This is a genomic window from Saccharothrix sp. AJ9571 (genome assembly GCF_021725495.1).
GTDB classification, from domain to species: Bacteria; Actinomycetota; Actinomycetes; order Mycobacteriales; family Pseudonocardiaceae; genus Amycolatopsis; species Amycolatopsis magusensis.
In genome coordinates, this window is the sequence record NZ_CP091382.1 from 4187735 (window position 1) to 4204469 (window position 16735).

General features: G+C 70.3%; 12 protein-coding genes. 9 read left to right on the forward strand and 3 right to left on the reverse strand.

Annotated elements, in window-relative coordinates; genetic code table 11:
• The first annotated feature begins 57 nt into the window (after nt 1-57).
• A complete protein-coding gene (gene ilvC / locus L3Q67_RS19200; RefSeq protein WP_499190787.1) occupies nt 58-1071 on the forward strand; it encodes an NADP-dependent ketol-acid reductoisomerase in 1014 nt (337 codons plus the stop codon).
• Between the two features lie 64 nt (nt 1072-1135).
• Nucleotides 1136-1363, forward strand: coding sequence for a DUF397 domain-containing protein (locus tag L3Q67_RS19205; RefSeq protein ID WP_499190788.1), 228 nt, complete (start codon nt 1136-1138; stop codon nt 1361-1363).
• A gap of 76 nt (nt 1364-1439) precedes the next feature.
• Here L3Q67_RS19205 and L3Q67_RS19210 read toward each other — a convergent pair whose 3' ends face one another.
• Nucleotides 1440-2780 carry an ankyrin repeat domain-containing protein gene (locus L3Q67_RS19210; RefSeq protein ID WP_499190789.1) on the reverse strand — a complete coding sequence of 447 codons (1341 nt, stop codon included), beginning with the start codon at nt 2778-2780 and terminating at the stop codon, nt 1440-1442.
• Between the two features lie 135 nt (nt 2781-2915).
• A complete protein-coding gene (locus L3Q67_RS19215; protein WP_499190790.1) occupies nt 2916-3737 on the reverse strand; it encodes an LLM class oxidoreductase in 822 nt (273 codons plus the stop codon).
• Nucleotides 3738-3870: 133 nt separating this feature from the next.
• On the opposite strand from L3Q67_RS19215, the gene L3Q67_RS19220 reads away from it, so the two are divergent.
• The 6 genes from L3Q67_RS19220 to L3Q67_RS19245 all read left to right on the forward strand — a co-directional run bounded on the left by L3Q67_RS19220 (nt 3871) and on the right by L3Q67_RS19245 (nt 13853).
• Nucleotides 3871-4437 carry a TetR/AcrR family transcriptional regulator gene (locus tag L3Q67_RS19220; RefSeq protein WP_499190791.1) on the forward strand — a complete coding sequence of 189 codons (567 nt, stop codon included), beginning with the start codon at nt 3871-3873 and terminating at the stop codon, nt 4435-4437.
• 167 nt (nt 4438-4604) lie between these two features.
• Nucleotides 4605-6203, forward strand: coding sequence for a Rossmann-fold NAD(P)-binding domain-containing protein (serA, locus tag L3Q67_RS19225; protein ID WP_499190792.1), 1599 nt, complete (start codon nt 4605-4607; stop codon nt 6201-6203).
• A gap of 314 nt (nt 6204-6517) precedes the next feature.
• Nucleotides 6518-9856: a S8 family serine peptidase gene (locus tag L3Q67_RS19230; RefSeq protein WP_499190793.1), complete on the forward strand. Its 3339-nt coding sequence runs from the start codon at nt 6518-6520 to the stop codon at nt 9854-9856.
• A gap of 265 nt (nt 9857-10121) precedes the next feature.
• Complete coding sequence (locus L3Q67_RS19235; RefSeq protein ID WP_209670008.1) at nt 10122-11159, forward strand: 3-isopropylmalate dehydrogenase; 1038 nt, start codon at nt 10122-10124, stop codon at nt 11157-11159.
• A 302-nt stretch (nt 11160-11461) separates the two neighbouring features.
• A complete protein-coding gene (gene cimA / locus L3Q67_RS19240; RefSeq protein ID WP_499190794.1) occupies nt 11462-13069 on the forward strand; it encodes a (R)-citramalate synthase in 1608 nt (535 codons plus the stop codon).
• Between the two features lie 10 nt (nt 13070-13079).
• Entirely contained in the window at nt 13080-13853 is a 774-nt protein-coding gene (locus tag L3Q67_RS19245; RefSeq protein WP_499190795.1) for a fumarylacetoacetate hydrolase family protein, read from the forward strand.
• On the opposite strand, the gene L3Q67_RS19250 is transcribed toward L3Q67_RS19245, so the two are convergent.
• Nucleotides 13828-15081, reverse strand: a complete 1254-nt coding sequence (locus L3Q67_RS19250; RefSeq protein WP_499190796.1) for an FAD-dependent oxidoreductase — start codon at nt 15079-15081, stop codon at nt 13828-13830. The two genes, L3Q67_RS19245 and L3Q67_RS19250, sit on opposite strands and share 26 nt — an antisense overlap.
• A 107-nt stretch (nt 15082-15188) precedes the next feature.
• Here L3Q67_RS19250 and gltX point away from each other — a divergent pair, with 107 nt between their 5' ends.
• Complete coding sequence (gene gltX / locus L3Q67_RS19255) at nt 15189-16676, forward strand: glutamate--tRNA ligase (protein ID WP_499190797.1); 1488 nt, start codon at nt 15189-15191, stop codon at nt 16674-16676.
• Nucleotides 16677-16735 lie beyond the last annotated feature (59 nt).

The following is a 16735-nucleotide window of genomic DNA, read 5'->3' on the forward strand; positions in this document are numbered from 1 at the left end:
CCCCTCATCGTGGCGCTTTGCGCCGCAGTTCAATTTCGGAAGGAACAGTAACCCCTCATGGCAGTGGAAATCTTCTACGACGACGACGCCGACCTCAGCATCATCCAGGGTCGCAAGGTCGCCGTGATCGGCTACGGCAGCCAGGGGCACGCGCACGCGCTGAGCCTGCGCGACTCCGGCGTCGACGTCCGCATCGGCCTGCCCGAGGGATCCAAGTCCCGGGCGAAGGCCGAGGAGCAGGGCCTGAAGGTGCTCACCCCGGCCGAGGCTTCGAAGGAAGCCGACCTGATCATGATCCTGGCGCCGGACACCAAGCAGCGCTTCATCTACACCGAGGACATCGAGCCGAACCTCAAGGACGGCGACGCGATCTTCTTCGGGCACGGCTTCAACATCCGCTACGAGCTGATCAAGCCGCCGGCCGGGATCGACGTGGCGATGGTCGCGCCGAAGGGCCCGGGGCACCTGGTGCGCCGCCAGTTCGTCGACGGCAAGGGCGTGCCCGCGCTGATCGCGGTGGAGCAGGACGCCACCGGTGGCGCCGAGGCACTCGCGCTGTCCTACGCGGCGGCCATCGGCGGTGCCCGCGCCGGCGTCATCAGGACCACCTTCACCGAGGAGACCGAGACCGACCTGTTCGGTGAGCAGGCGGTGCTCTGCGGTGGCGCGTCCGCGCTGGTGCAGACCGGTTTCGAGGTGCTCACCGAGGCGGGTTACGCCCCGGAGATCGCCTACTTCGAGGTGCTGCACGAGCTGAAGCTGATCGTGGACCTGATGTACGAGGGCGGCATCGCCCGCCAGCGCTACTCGGTCTCCGACACCGCCGAGTACGGCGACCTCACCCGTGGCCCGCGCGTGATCACGCCCGCGGTCAAGGAGGAGATGAAGAAGATCCTGGGCGAGATCCAGGACGGCACCTTCGCCCGCGAGTGGGTGGCCGAGGACGAGGCCGGGCGGCCGAACTTCACCAAGCTCGAGGAGCAGGGCGCCCAGCACCCGATCGAGGAGACCGGCAAGAAGCTGCGCGACCTGATGTCGTGGGTGGACCGGCCGATCACCGAAACCGCCTGATCGGTTTCCCGCGGCCCCGGTTCGGAAAGATCCATTTCCGGATCGGGGCCGCTACCGTGTGCGCATGGACGACAAGGCGCACATCCGGCACCAGCTCGATCTCTCCGCCGCGCAGTGGCGGCAGGCCGGGCCGGAAGGTGAGGTGGCTTTCGTGCCGCACACCGACGGGGTCACCTACATCGCCCTGCGCGAAGCGGGCGGGGACAAGGTGCTCGTGTTCACCCCCTCCGAATGGACCGCCTTCCGCGCAGGCGTGCACGACGCCGAATTCGAACGCCCCGCGGACCTGTAGCCCCCCGGAGGGACACGAATGTGGCTTTCGGGGCGGAATCGGCCCCCAAAGCCACATTCGTGACATCGACCCGTCCTCACGGCGCGCGGAGGAGGGCGGCGGCGAGTGGGTGGCCGCCGAATTCGGCCCAGCTGAGGGCATCGCCCTCGTGGTTGGTGTCGCGCAGGGAGCGGTCGGCGCCGGCGGCGAGCAGGAGTTCGATGGTCTCGGTGTGCCCGTGTTGCGCGGCCAGGTGCAGGGCGGTGACGCCTTCGCCGTGGTCCGGTCCGCCGAAGGTGCCGCGCTGGTCCGGGTCCGCGCCCAGGTCGAGCAGGCGGCGCACCGCCCGGTTCTTCCCGCCCGCGGCGGCCCACGTGAGCGCCGTGCCGCGGTAGACGTCCGCGTCGAGCCGGGCGCCCTGGGCGACGAGGGCGGTGATGGCGTCCGCCTGGTCGTTGCGCGCCGCCCACGAGAGTGCTTCGTCCCGGATCTCACCCGGGTCATCCGAAGGCCGCCAAGCCGGGAAACCGCTGTGCGGCCGGTAGAACTCCCGATGCGCACCAGGCTCCGGACCGCTCAACTCCAGCCGTCCCAGCCCGGCCGCCACCCGCAGGTTGCGCGGCGCGACCGCCTGCGCGGCCAGCACTTCCGCGGTCGCCGTGTGCCCCCAGAACAACGCGACGACCAGGGGAGTGCCGCCGTCACCGCGCGCGGACAGGTCCGCCCGCGCGCCCGCGTCGAGCAGCATGCGCGCGAGGTGCAGCAGGCCGTTGTATCCGGCTTGGTGCAGCGCGGTCCAGCCGTGCGCGTTCGCGTGGTCGACGGGCGCACCGGCGTCCAGCAGCACCCGCACCAGGCGCTCGTCATGGGTGGCCGCGGCCATGCCGAGCAGGTCGTTGCCGTTGGTGCCCTGCGCGTGGACCAGGTCGGGGAAGCGGTCCAGCGCGGCCGAAAGCCCCGGCACGTCCTGCGCTTCGATCGCCCGGTAGGCCCGCGTGAACGGCTCGTCGCCGAGTTCGCGAACGTGCCGCAGCAGCGCCGCCCAGCTGTCGAAGCCGTGCTCGACGGCGACCACCGTGCGGGCACCCGCCCTGGTCAGCGGGGCTCCGCGAGCGGCGAAGGCGGCGACCGCGGCCGGTGTGCCGTCCTTCGCCGACGCGAGCAGGCCGAGCGCCCGCCCGGTGTAGTACTCCGCATCCGGGTGGAAGGCGTGCCGCAGCCCGGGACCGAACCGGGCGAGTCTGTCCACATAGGACTTCAACTTCGGCCAGCTGGGAAAGCCCTGCTCCCGGGCGATCACGTGCTGGGCGTCCGCCAGTTTCACCGGTTCGAGGACCGCTCGGACCGCGCGGAGCCGGTCGGCGGCATCGGGATCACCCGCGCGGTGGGCACGCAGCAGATCCTTCGCGCGCTTGCGCAGTTGTTCGGCGTTGAGCATCGGTACTTCCTTCCCCACGCCCGTTGTCCGCCGGTACCGGGCAGGAAGAAAGCACTGCTGGCAAGGGGGTGGAGCCCGGGGTGGGCTCGGCCCTGCCCGCGGACGGGACGCGGCCCCGGCCGCGCCCGGCCGACGCTACACCAGCTCCGCCAGCGCACGCCACCGCGAACGTGGCAGGCCGTCGCCGAGCACCTGCACGCAGACGTGGTCCGCACCCGCGTCGAGCTGGGCGCGGATCCGGTCGTGCACCGCCTGTTCCCCGCCGTGGGCCACGATCGCGGTCACCAGCCGGTCGCTCACCTCGGTGAAGTCGTCGTCGGTGAAGCCGAGGCGCCGCAGGTTGGCGCGGTGGTGCGCGGCCAGTTCGACGTACCCGCGCACGAACTCGCGGGCCTTCTCGCGGGCCTCGGCCGGGTCGGGATCGAGTACGACGGTCTGCTCGACCGCCAGATACCCGTTGGGGCCCAACGCTTCCCTGGCGAGCGCGGTGTGCTCCGGCGGGACGAAGTACGGATGTGCGCCGTCGGTGCGTTCGGCGGCCAGGCGAAGCATCCGCGGCCCCAGCGCGGCCAGCACGCGGCGGGACGAACCGGCCGGGAAGGTCAGCTCGGCGGCGTCCATGCCGTCGAGGTATCCGGTGATCCTCTCGAGTGGACGGTCGCCGGGCAGGTGCCCGCCGAGCCCCAGCACGAACCGGCCGGGGTGAGCCTCGGCGAGGGTGCGCCACGCGGCCGCCGCGGCGTGGGGCGTGCGCTCGCCGAACCGCGCGATGCCGGTCGCCACGGTGAGCCCGCTGGTGGCGGCGAGCAGCAAACCCGCCTGGGTGAACGCTTCGCGCCCGGCGTACTCGCCGAACCAGATCGAGTCGAACCCCAGTTCCTCGATCTCCTGAGCCGCCTCGACGACCTCGCCGACGGGCCGCGCGTCGAACGCGAAGGTCCAGATGCCCACGCTCATCGGCCGACCTCCGGGCTCCGCGTTTCGCGGTCGATCAGTTCCATGAAGTTCCTGACATGAGGCTGCCTCCGGTTGACTGAGGCGACTATACGGAGGCTGCCTCCGAAACGCTGGCGACTATGCTCGGGCAGCGATGACCACCGCGAAACCGCTGCGTGCCGACGCCCGCCGCAACTACGACCGGCTGCTCGCCGAGGCGGGCGCCGCCTTCGCGCGCCACGGCGTCGACGCGTCACTGGAGGACATCGCGAAGGCCGCCGGAGTCGGCATCGGCACGCTCTACCGGCATTTCGCCACGCGCACGGCGTTGCTCGAAGCCCTGCTGCGCGACCGGTTCGACCGGCAGGCCGAACTCGGCCGCGAATTGCTGGAACACGACAAGCCGGGAGAAGCCCTGTTCCGCTGGTTCCGCGAACTCGCCACGGTGTCGACGAGTTTCCGCGGTCTCATCGAAGCGGTCGCGGCGGCGCTGAGCGACGAAACGTCCGAGTTGTACGAGTCGTGCCACGCCATGCGGGAATTCGGCGCGCGACTGGCGGCGCGGGCGCGGGAAGCCGGTGATCTCCGCGAAGACGTCGCAACCGAGGACATGTTCCTGCTGGTCCACGGGGTAGCGTGGGCTTCGCAGCACGATCCCGCTGGGGACGAGAGCGTGCCCAGGTTGCTCGACTTTGTTTTCTCCGGGTTGCGTCCCAGTTAACGAGACGGGTCTCCAGCGGGCTAAACTGCGCCTGGTCCGGGCACACCGTCGTGGCCGGTCAGCGGAGGTGGGGCGCGAGCGGCTTACTGGCACGGATCGGCTGACCGCAGGAAAAAGCGTTGCCACTCAAGCACTTTCTGCCGAATCCGATTCATGGGAGCCCCATCGTGACCACACCCGGCAAGCCCGTCGTACTCATCGCGGAAAAGCTCGCGCCGTCCGTGCTGAGCGTGTTCGGCGATGAGGTGGATGTCCAGCATGTGGACGGTACCGACCGGCCGGCGCTGCTCGAGGCGGTGAAGGGGGCCGACGCGCTCCTGGTGCGCTCCGCCACCAAGGTCGACGCCGAGGTACTGGCCGCCACCACGCGGCTCAAGGTGGTCGCGCGCGCCGGGGTGGGCCTGGACAACGTCGAGGTGCCCGCCGCCACCGAGCGCGGGGTGCTCGTGGTGAACGCGCCGACCTCGAACATCGTCTCGGCCGCCGAGCACGCGGTCGCGTTGCTGCTGGCCGTGGCCCGCCGGGTGCCCGCCGCCGACCAGAGCCTTCGTGGCGGCGAGTGGAAGCGCAGCTCCTACTCGGGTGTCGAGCTGAACGGCAAGACCATCGGTGTGGTCGGCCTCGGCAAGATCGGCCAGCTGTTCGCCCAGCGGCTCGCCGCCTTCGGCACCACGCTGATCGCCTACGACCCCTACGTCTCGGCCACGCGGGCCGCGCAGCTCGGCATCGAGCTGGTCAGCCTGGACGAGCTGCTGGCGCGCGCCGACGCCTTCTCCATCCACCTGCCGAAGACCCCGGAGACCAAGGGCCTGATCAACGCGGAGGCGCTGAAGAAGACCAAGCCCGGCGTGATCGTGGTGAATGCCGCGCGCGGTGGCCTGGTCGACGAGGACGCGCTCGCGGACGCCATCAAGGAAGGCCACGTCGGCGGTGCCGGTGTGGACGTCTTCGTCACCGAGCCGACCACCTCCAGCCCGCTGTTCGGCCTGCCCAACGTCGTGGTCACCCCGCACCTGGGCGCCTCGACCGCCGAGGCGCAGGACCGCGCGGGCACCGACGTGGCCCGTTCGGTGCTGCTCGCGCTGCGCGGGGACTTCGTGCCGGACGCGGTGAACGTCTCGGCCGGTGGCCCGGTCGGCGAAGAGGTCCGCCCGTACCTCAGCCTGACCCAGAAGCTCGGCACCGTGCTGGCCTCGCTGGACCCGAAGGCGCCGGCCACGCTGACCGTGCACGTGCGCGGCGAGCTGGCTGACGAGGACGTCAGCATCCTGCCGCTGGCCGCCGAGCGCGGCGTGTTCGCCGGCGTGGTGCGCGACCCGGTCACCTTCGTCAACGCGCCGCGGCTGGCCGAGGAGCTCGGGGTCCGCGTCGAGCTGACCAAGGAGTCGGAGAGCCCCAACCACCGCAGCCTGGTCACCGTGCGCGCGGTGCACGCCGACGGCAGCACGCTGTCCGTCTCGGGCGCGCTCACCGGCAAGGACGAGGTGGAGAAGCTGGTCGAGGTGAACGGCCGCTCGTTCGACCTGCGTGCCGAGGGCAACTTGCTGCTGCTGGAGTACCCGGACCGCCCGGGCATCATGGGGCGCGTCGGCACCGTGCTCGGTGAAGCGGGCATCAACATCGAGGCCGCGCAGATCAGCCAGACCACCGACCGCGCCGACGCCGTCATGCTGCTGCGCGTGGACCGGTCGGTGGACCAGCACGTGCTGGAGCCGATCGGCACCGTGGTGCAGGCGAGCACCATTCGCGCCATTTCGTTCGACTGATTCCCCCGTGGGTGCGCGGGGTCGTTTCTCCACGACCTCGCGCACCCACGAGTTAATTTCCGTCCTCGTTTCGAATGCATAACGCCGTCGGCGGAGAACGGGGTGTCTGTGCAGGTGAGACCCGGCGTCCGTCATCCAGCCGGGTGGTGCTCACTCGAATGGCCTACCAAAGTAGGTGCATTCTGCGACTAAATTTCCACCCGCGAGGCTGAACCGCGCGCCGTCAAGGGCACGGCACGCGCGCCGGTGCTCACCGTCGGGGGTGTTCGAGCCAGGCAGGTTCTCAGTTACGCCTCGGGTGAGGGCACTTCGTGATGGCAAAAACTCGCGTACCCAGATGGGCCGCGCGGTCGTCGGTGGCGGTGCTTTCCGCCGTGCTGACGGCCGGATTCATCGGAGTCCCGGCCGCATCGGCCCAGGACGTCCCGCTCGCCGACGCGCTGCCGCAATCCGGCGCCGCCGGCTTCTCCGGCAAGGTCGAGCCGCGGCTGAGCGCCGCGCAGGGCAAGGTGACCGCGTTCGTCGAACTGGCCAAGCGGCCGGCGGTCGACGCGTTCCACGCCGAACAGAACAAGGGTGCGGGCAAGGAGAAGGCCAAGCAGGCGGCGAAGGCCGCTCAGGCCGACACCGAGGCCGCGGTCGACTCCGTGGTCGGGCAGCTGACCAGTGGCGACGCCGGCACCGAACTGCTCGCGGAGACCTCGACCGCGGTCCCCGGCGCGGTGGTGACCGCCGACGCGGCGAAGATCCGCGAACTGGCGCACCGCGACGACGTGGTCTCGGTCCGCACGGTGGTGCCGAAGAAGCGGACCAACACCAGCGCCGTCCAGCTGACCCAGACCCTCGCCGCGTGGCAGCAGACCGGCCGCTACGGCGACGGCGTCCGCGTCGGCATCATCGACGACGGCATCGACTACACCCACGCGGACTTCGGCGGCCCCGGCACCAAGGAGGCCTACGACGCGATCGACCCGACGCAGATCGCGCCGTCGTTCTTCCCGACCGCCAAGGTCGTCGGCGGGGTCGACCTGGTCGGCGACGAGTACGACTCGGGCGGCGACGGTGAGGTCACCATCCCCAAGCCCGACCCCAACCCGATCTCCTGCGGTTCGCACGGCACGCACGTGGCCGGTACCGCGGGCGGGTTCGGCGTGAACGCCGACGGCACCACCTTCACCGGTGACTACTCGAAGCTCACCCCGGAGACCGTCGCGCAGATGCGCATCGGCCCGGGCACCGCGCCGAAGTCACTGCTGTACGCGATCAAGGTGTTCGGCTGCCACGGTTCGACCAACGTGGTCAGCGAAGCGCTGGACTGGGCGCTCGACCCCGACCGCGACGGCGACCCGACCGACAAGCTCGACCTGGTGAACCTTTCGCTGGGCAGCGACTTCGGTGCGCCGGACGACCCCGACTCGCTGTTCGTGCGCAAGCTGGCCGCGAACAACGTGCTGCCGGTGTTCTCCGGTGGCAACGGCGGCGACCGCTACGACGTCGGCGGCTCGCCGGGCAACACGCCCGAGGCGCTGACCGTGGCGAGCACGCGGGACGCTTCGATCCTGCGCGACGCCGTCGACGTGGTGGCCCCGGCCGGTTCGGCAGGTCAGAAGCCGGGCCAGTTCAGCCAGGACTTCGCCGGCTACGACACGCTCGACCTGACCGGCCCGGTGGTCAAGCTGTCCGCGGCCAACGCGGCGGGCTGCGCGCCCTACTCGGCCGCCGACAAGGCCGCCGTGCAGGGCAAGATCGCCTGGCTGGAGTGGGACGACAACGACGCCACCCGCCCGTGCGGTTCGGCGGCGCGGGCGAACAACGCCCAGGCCGCCGGGGCCACCGGCGTGCTGCTTTCGTCCATTTTGGAGAACTTCGCCGCGGGCATCGCCGGCAACGCGACGGTGCCGATGTTCCAGCTGACCGGTACCGCCACCGCCTCGGTGCGCCCGGCGCTGGACGCGGGCACGCTGCAGGTGCGCCTGGCCGGTTCCGGCCGGTCCGCGCTGCAGACCTACGACCAGTCCATCGTGGACACCCCGAGCTCGTTCACCTCGCGCGGCGTGCGCGGCCCGGCCGTGAAGCCGGACGTCGCCGCTCCCGGTGACAGCATCTCCTCGGCGTTCAGCGGCAGCGGCAACGGCCGCACGGTGATGTCGGGGACCTCGATGGCCGCCCCGCACACCGCGGGCATCACCGCGCTGATCCGCCAGGCCCACCCGGACTGGTCGGTCGAGGAGGTCAAGGCCGCGGTGATCAACACCGCCGGCGCCGACGTGGCCGAGGGCGGCAAGGTGTTCGGCCCGCAGCGGGTCGGCTCCGGCCGGATCAACGCGAAGTCCGCGCTGGACAACCAGGTCCTCGCCTACGTGCAGGACAACCCCGGCGTGGTGAACGCTTCGTTCGGCACCGTCGAGGCGGCGGGCCCGGTCAGCCTGACCAAGACCATCAAGGTGGTCAACAAGGGCGTGCGGCCGGTCGAGTACGCCGTGGCCTACCAGGGCGTCACGCAGACGCCCGGCGTGCGGTACGAGGTGAACAAGAGCAGCGTCAAGCTCAGCCCGCGCGGCATCGCCACGGTCACCGTGACGCTGAAGATCGATGACCCGAAGGCGCTGCGCAAGGTCATCGACCCGACCATGCAGGCCACGCAGGCGGGGCTGGCGCGCCAGTTCCTCACCGAGGCGTCGGGCCGGGTGGCCTTCACCCCGAAGAGCGGCGCGACCGTCGGGCTCCGGGTGCCGGTGCACTCGGCGCCGAAGCCGGTCGCGGCGATCACCACCCCGGGGCAGGTCGCCTTCGCCGCCGGCCAGGAGCAGGCGGTGCTCAACCTCGGTGGCCGCGGGGTCAACCAGGGCTCCGGCACGCAGGCCTACCGCTCGCTGGTGAGCCTGTTCGAGCTGCAGGCGCAGTCGGGCCAGCTGCCCGAGTGCGACGACCAGCCGACGCAGTGCACGGTCAACGACACCGCCAAGGGCGGCGACCTGCGGTACGTCGGCGCGGCCTCCACGGCCCCGCTGGCCAAGCAGCAGGGCGCTCCCGAGGAGTCGCTGCTCGCCTTCGGCCTGGCCACCTGGAGCAACTGGGCCAACCTGGGCAGCAACACCATCCCGTTCGTCGACATCGACACCACCGGCGACGGGCAGCCGGACTTCGAGTCCTACGTGACCAAGGCGACCTCGAGCGACGTGCTCCTGGTCAACACGGTGGACCTGAACAAGCCGGGCTTCCCCTCGGTGGACCTGCAGCCGCTCAACGGGCACCTCGGTGACGTGGACACCAACGTCTTCGACACCAACGTCGCGGTGCTGCCGGTGCGCCTGGCCGCGCTCGGGATCGACCCGAACGCGGACTCGCACCGGATTTCCTACACCGTGGGAGTCACCGGCTACTACACCTCGCCGGGCAGCGGCGTGATCGACAGCATCGACACCCCGCTGTCGTTCGACGCGGTCTCGCCGGGGTACTGGGTGCAGGGTGGCGGGGACGCCGCGCTGTCCTACCTGGCCCGTCCCGGCACCGCGCTGGTGGTCAACCGCGACGCGGCCGCCGCCGGGCAGGACACCGTGCTCGGCCTGCTCTCGCTCAACCACCACAACGCTTCGGGCGACCGGGCGAAGGTGGTGCAGCTGAACGTGGCCAACACGGCCGACGCCAGCTGATCCACCTGGAAAACGGCGCCCGGGAGCTTCGGTTCCCGGGCGCCGTCCGCGTTTCTTACGGTCGTAAGCCGACCGTGTGAAAAAGTGAGACTTGTTCCTAACGGAGTAGCGGGCGACACTTCCGGGTGTCTCACCACGCGGGAGGATCAGACATAAGGGTGGTGCGGCTTCGGCCGAATGTCGGCAGCCGGTAACCTGCCGTCGCTGGAGTTTTGTGCGGATGGGCCATCCGGGACGCCGGACCCAGATCGACGGAGGTGTGTGGATGCGGCTCGCTGTGATCCCAGGTGACGGGATCGGGCCCGAGGTGGTCACCGAGGCGCTGAAGGTGCTGGGTGAGGTCGCGCCGAACGCGGAGACCACCAACTACGACCTCGGCGCCGCGCGGTGGCACTCCACCGGTGAGCTGCTCCCGGAGTCGGTGCTCGGCGAACTCCGCCAGCACGACGCGATCCTGCTGGGCGCGGTCGGTGATCCGTCGGTGCCCAGCGGCATCCTCGAGCGCGGCCTGCTGCTGCGCCTGCGGTTCGAGCTGGACCACCACGTGAACCTGCGCCCGGCGCGGCTCTACCCGGGGGTGCGCGGGCCGCTGGCCGACGCGACCGAGATCGACATGGTGGTGGTCCGCGAGGGCACCGAAGGCCCGTACGCGGGCAACGGTGGCCTGCTGCGCAAGGACACCGAGCACGAGATCGCCACCGAGGTCAGCGTGAACACCGCGTTCGGCATCCGGCGGGTCGTCTCCGACGCCTTCGACCGGGCCGAGCAGCGCCCGCGCAAGCACCTGACGCTGCTGCACAAGACCAACGTGCTCGAGCACGCCGGGTCGCTGTGGTCGCGCGTGGTCGAAGAGGTCTCGCTGGAGCACCCCGACGTCACCGTGGCGTACTCGCACGTGGACGCGGCGACCATCCACATGGTCACCGACCCGGGCCGCTTCGACGTGATCGTCACCGACAACCTGTTCGGCGACATCATCACCGACCTGTCCGCCGCGGTGACCGGTGGCATCGGCCTGGCCGCGAGCGGGAACCTGGACATCACCCGCCGCAACCCGAGCATGTTCGAGCCGGTGCACGGCAGCGCGCCGGACATCGCCGGGCAGGCGCTGGCCGACCCGACCGCCGCGGTGCTGTCGGTCGCGCTGCTGCTGGACCACCTCGGCCAGAAGGAACCGGCACGCCGGATCGAGGCCTCGGTGGCCTTCGACCTGGCCACCCGGGACCAGGCCAACCCCGGTTCCACGCACGCCATCGGCGACCGCCTGGCCGCCCTCGTCTCCTCGAACACCCGCACCGGCTGACCCCGGAACCGCTCTCCCGGCCGAGGCCGAATGCTATGAGTGGGGCATTACTTGCGTTGATTGCAAGTAATGCCCCACTCATTGCATTGGCGGGTTCCATCATGTGGGAAGTGGGCGCCAAAGCTTGGAACCGGGGCCGGGGTGTGGCACTATCGGGCCCGTGACTTCCTCCGCCATCATTATCGGCAGGCGCGCCGGGTAGCTGTTCTCACGAACACCCGGCGCGCGACCTCTCGCATCATCCTGCGGGAGGTTTTTTGCTGTTCTGGGGCCTTTTTCGCCACGAAACCGAGGAGATTCCCGTGACTCGCACCGAACCGGCCGGGACCGCGCTGGGCGACGAGTTCCACCTCTACGACACCACGCTGCGCGATGGCGCCCAGCGTGAGGGGATCTCCTATTCGGTCACCGACAAACTGGCCGTCGCCCGGCTGCTGGACGAGCTCGGCGTGGGTTTCATCGAAGGTGGCTGGCCGGGCGCGCTGCCGAAGGACACCGAATTCTTCGCCAAGGCGGCGGGGGAGCTGAGCCTCAAGCACGCGGCGCTCGTCGCGTTCGGGGCCACCCGCAAAGCCGGGACCACCGCGGAAAAGGACCCGCAGGTGCGCGCGCTGCTCGATTCGCAGGCGCCCGTGGTGACCCTGGTCGCGAAAGCGGACCTGCGGCACATCGAGCGCGCGCTCAAGGCCGAAGTCGGCGAAGCCTGCGAAATGGTCCGCGACACGGTCGGTTTCCTGGTCCGCGAAGGCCGCCGCGTTTTCGTCGACCTGGAGCACTTCTTCGACGGCTACGCGTTCAGCAGGGACACCGCGCTGCGCGTGGCCGACGCGGCGGCGGGCGCCGGTGCCGACGTGGTGGTGCTCTGCGACACCAACGGCGGCCAGTTGCCGCTGGGCCTGGCCGAAACCGTGCGCGAGGTCAAGGAACGCACCGGGTTCCGGCTCGGGATCCATTGTCAGGACGACACTTCCTGCGCGGTGGCGAACAGCGTCGCCGCCGTGCAGGCCGGCGTGACGCACGTGCAGTGCACCGCCAACGGCTACGGGGAACGGGCCGGCAACGCCGACCTGTTCGCCGTGACCGGGAACCTGGTGGCCAAGCTCGGCATGGAGGTGCTCCCCACCGGGAACGCCGCCGAGCTCACCCGGGTCTCCCATGCGCTTGCCGAAATCGCGAACATCGCCCCCTACGCCCACCAGGCTTACGTAGGGGCGTCGGCCTTCGCCCACAAGGCGGGGTTGCACGCGAGCGCGATCAAGGTGGATCCGTTGTTGTACAACCACATCGATCCCCCTTCGGTCGGCAACGGCATGCGGGTACTGGTCACCGAGATGGCCGGCAGGGCCAGCCTCGAGCTCAAGGGACGTGAGCTCGGTGTCGACCTTGCCGGCCGGCCCGAAGCGCTGACCAGCGCGGTGCGCAAGGTGAAGCGGCTGGAGGCCGAGGGCTGGTCCTTCGAAGCCGCCGACGCCTCACTGGAGCTGCTGCTGCGCCGGGAGGTGGGGGAGGACCTCGACGATCCGCCGTTCGTGCTGGAGTCCTACCGCGTGGTGCTCGACCACCGCGCCGACGGCGAGATCGTCTCCGAGGCCACGGTCAAGGTGCACGTCGGCGGGCAGCGGGTGATCGCCACCGCCGAGGGCAACGGCCCGGTGCACGCGCTGGACGCCGCGCTGCGCGAGGCGCTCAGCCCGCATCTGTCCTGGTTGGACAGTGTGGAGCTGGCCGACTACAAGGTGCGCATCCTGCCCGGCCACCCCGGCACCGACGCGGTCACCCGCGTGCTGGTGGAAACCAGCGACGGCTCGCGCGAGTGGACCACGGTCGGGGTGCACGGCAACATCGTCGAAGCCAGCTGGCTCGCGCTCTGCGACGCCCTCGTCCACAAGAGCCTGCGCCAGACCACGTAGGATCACCGGTGTGCGCCTAGCCCGAATCGCTCATCCCGGTGGTGTCGCCTTCGCTTCGATCGAAGGGGACGGTGACGACGCCCAGGTACTGGAGATCGCCGAGCACCCGTTCGGCGACCCGAACTTCACCGGCAAGCGCTGGCCGCTGGCCGACGTGCGGCTGCTCGCGCCGATCCTGCCGTCGAAGATCATCGCGGTGGGCCGCAACTACGCCAAGCACGCCGCCGAGTTCGGCAACGAGGTGCCGCAGTCGCCGATGCTCTTCCTCAAGCCGTCCACCAGCGTGATCGGCCCGAACGCGGCGATCAAGCTGCCCCCGGCGGCCGGCCGGGTGGACTTCGAGGGCGAGCTCGCCGTGGTGATCGGCCAGCCGGTGAAGAACGTGCCCGCCGCCCGCGCCTCGAGCGTGGTGCTCGGCTACACCGTCGCCAACGACGTCAGCGCCCGTGACCTGCAGAAAGCGGACGGGCAGTGGGGTCGCGCCAAGGGTTATGACACCTTCTGCCCGCTCGGCCCGTGGATCGAGACCAAGCTGGCCGAGCCGGGCACCCTGTCGCTGAAGTCCGAGGTGGACGGTCAGCTGAAGCAGGACGGCAACACCGCGGACCTGATCCACAAGATCCCGGAGCTGGTGGAGTTCGTCTCCTCGGTGATGACGCTGCTGCCCGGCGACGTCATCCTCACCGGCACCCCCGAGGGCGTCGGCCCGATCACCGACGGGCAGCAGGTGTCGATCACCATCGAGGGCATCGGCACGCTCACGAATCCCGTGGTGCAGGGCTGAGAGGGGCCCTTCGCGCGAACTCCGGCGCGTGCTCGGGCCGCAGGCCCACCCCGATCAGGTAGGCCGGGACCACCGACAGCGCCGGGAACGCGCTCAGCGCCGCGATCACCGGCTTCGGCGGCCCGTCCCGCCTGCCCTCCATCACCGGCCGCATCACCGCGCGGTGGAGCAGCCGCTGGAGCAGCTGCACCGCCACCGTCGGCAGCCACCGCCGTCGCCGCACCCTGGCCAGGTCCTTCACGCTCGGCCTGCCGCGGCGCAGCGGGGCGGCGAGCAGGTGCGCGGTGGCCACGGCGTCCTGCACGGCCAGGTTGATGCCGACGCCGCCGACCGGTGACATGGCGTGCGCGGCGTCGCCGATGCACAGCAGACCCTCGGTGTGCCAGCGGTGCAGCCGGTTCAGCTTCACGTCCAGGAACTTCACGTCGTCCATCGTTTCCAGCGCGCCGAGCCGGTCGGCGTAGCCCGGGTAGGCGTCGGCCACGCCGGCCCGGAACTGCTCGATACCGGCGTTGCGCAGGTCCTCGTCGGAGCCCTTCGGCGCCAGGTAGGCGATCTGGAAGTAGCCCTCGCGCGGCAGGGCCACGGCGAACTTCCGGTTGCGCATCTGCGGGCTGATGGTGTCGCCGCGCTCGCCATCGAGCCGCGGGAGCCGGAACCACCAGGCGTCGAACGGCACGTCGAACTCCTGCGGCCGCAGCCCGGCCTGCCGCCGCCCCAGCGACCAGCGGCCGTCGGCGGCCACGGTCAGCCCGGCGCGGATCTCGCCCTCGGTGCCGTCGGCCGCGCGGTAGCGGACCCCGGCGATGCGGTCGCCCTCGGAGACCAGCCCGGTGACCTCGGTACTCATCCGCAGCGTGAACGTCGGCTCGCTGCGTCCGGCGTCGGCGAGCAGATCGAGGAAGTCCCACTGCGGCACCATCGCCACGTACGGGTAGCTGACCTTCAGCTTCGACAGGTCGGCGAAGGTCAGGGTCCGGTCCCGGCCCAGCGGGAAGCCGATCTGCTGGATCTCGCTGTGCGGCAGCGCGTGGAAGCGCTCGCCCAGCCCCAGTTCGTCGAGCAACTGCAGGGTCGACGGGTGCACGGTGTCCCCGCGGAAGTCACGCAGGAAGTCGGCGTGCTTCTCCAGCACGGTCACCTCGACGCCGGCCCTGGCCAGCAGCAGCCCCAGCACCATGCCCGCCGGTCCGCCGCCGATCACCACGCAGTCGGTGCGCTCGGCCACGGCAACCACCTCATCTCGTCTTTTTCATCGCTTGTTGAATAACTCGAGAGTGCACCCGGTACCACCGGTGTGTCAAGCCTCCCGGCACTGGATACGCTGGTCGGGCTATGACTGAGACCACGCCTGTGCGCGCCCGCTTCTGCCCGTCGCCGACCGGTACCCCGCATGTCGGGCTGATCCGGACGGCGCTGTTCAACTGGGCCTTCGCCCGGCACCACGGCGGCAGCCTGGTGTTCCGGATCGAGGACACCGACGCCGCCCGCGACTCCGAGGAGTCCTACGAAGCGCTGCTCGACGGGCTGCGCTGGCTGGGGCTGGACTGGGACGAAGGCCCCGAGGTCGGGGGCGAGCACGGGCCGTACCGGCAGAGCCAGCGGCGGGAGATCTACGCCGACGTGGCCGCCAAGCTGCTCGCGGCCGGGGAGCTGTACGAGGCGTTCTCGACCAACGAAGAGGTCGAGGAGCGGCGCAAGGCGGCCGGGCAGGACCCGAAGCTCGGCTATGACAACTTCGACCGCGAGCTGACCGACGAGCAGCGCGCCGCCTTCCGCGCCGAGGGCCGCAAGCCGGTGCTGCGACTGCGCATGCCCGATCGCGACCTCGGCTGGACCGACCTGGTGCGCGGCGAGATCAGCTTCCCGGCCGGCACCATCCCCGACCCGGTGCTGGTGCGGAACAACGGCGAGCCGCTGTACACGCTGACCAACCCGGTCGACGACGCGCTGATGAAGATCACGCACGTGCTGCGCGGTGAGGACCTGCTGCCGTCGACGCCCCGGCAGATCGCGCTGTACGCGGCGCTGGAGCGCATCGGGGTCGCCGAGCGCACCCCCGAGTTCGGGCACCTCCCGTACGTGATGGGGGAGGGCAACAAAAAACTGTCCAAACGGGACCCTTCTTCGAATCTGTTCAACTACCGCGATCGCGGTTTCATCCCCGAGGGCCTGCTCAACTACCTGGCCCTGCTCGGCTGGTCCATCGCCGACGACCGGGACATCTTCAGCGTGGCCGAACTGGTCGAGGCGTTCGAAATCGGCAAGGTCAGCGCGAACCCGGCGCGGTTCGACCTGAAGAAAGCCGAAGCCATCAACGGCACGCACGTCCGGGCGCTCGACGTGGACGATTTCACCGCGCGCGTGGTGCCCTACCTGCAGAGCGCGAACGTACTTCCGGCGGAACCGTCCGAAAGCGAGCTGGCCCGGCTGCGCACCATCGCGCCACTGGTGCAGGAGCGCGTGACCGTGTTGTCGGACACTGTGGACATGGTTCGTTTCCTTTTCGTGTCCGAAGAGGAATTCGCGCCGGAGGAGGCCGCGGCCACCAAGGTTCTCGGGCCGGACTCGGAGCCGGTACTGCGTGCCGCTGTGGAAGCGCTCGAGGAACTGTCCTCCTGGGAGACTCCGGCGATCGAGGAAGCGCTGAAGACCGCACTCGTGGAGAAGCTGGGTCTCAAGCCCCGCAAGGCTTTCGCGCCGGTTCGCGTGGGGATCACCGGTCGTACCGTTTCACCACCGCTTTACGAATCCATGGAACTGCTCGGCCGCGAGGTCTCTCTCGGACGGTTGCGCCGCGCACTCGAGGGTGTCGGGCTGTAACTGCTTGACCGTGTCAGTTTTTTCTTAGTTCACCTCGTTGGTCGAATCGGTGAAGCCGT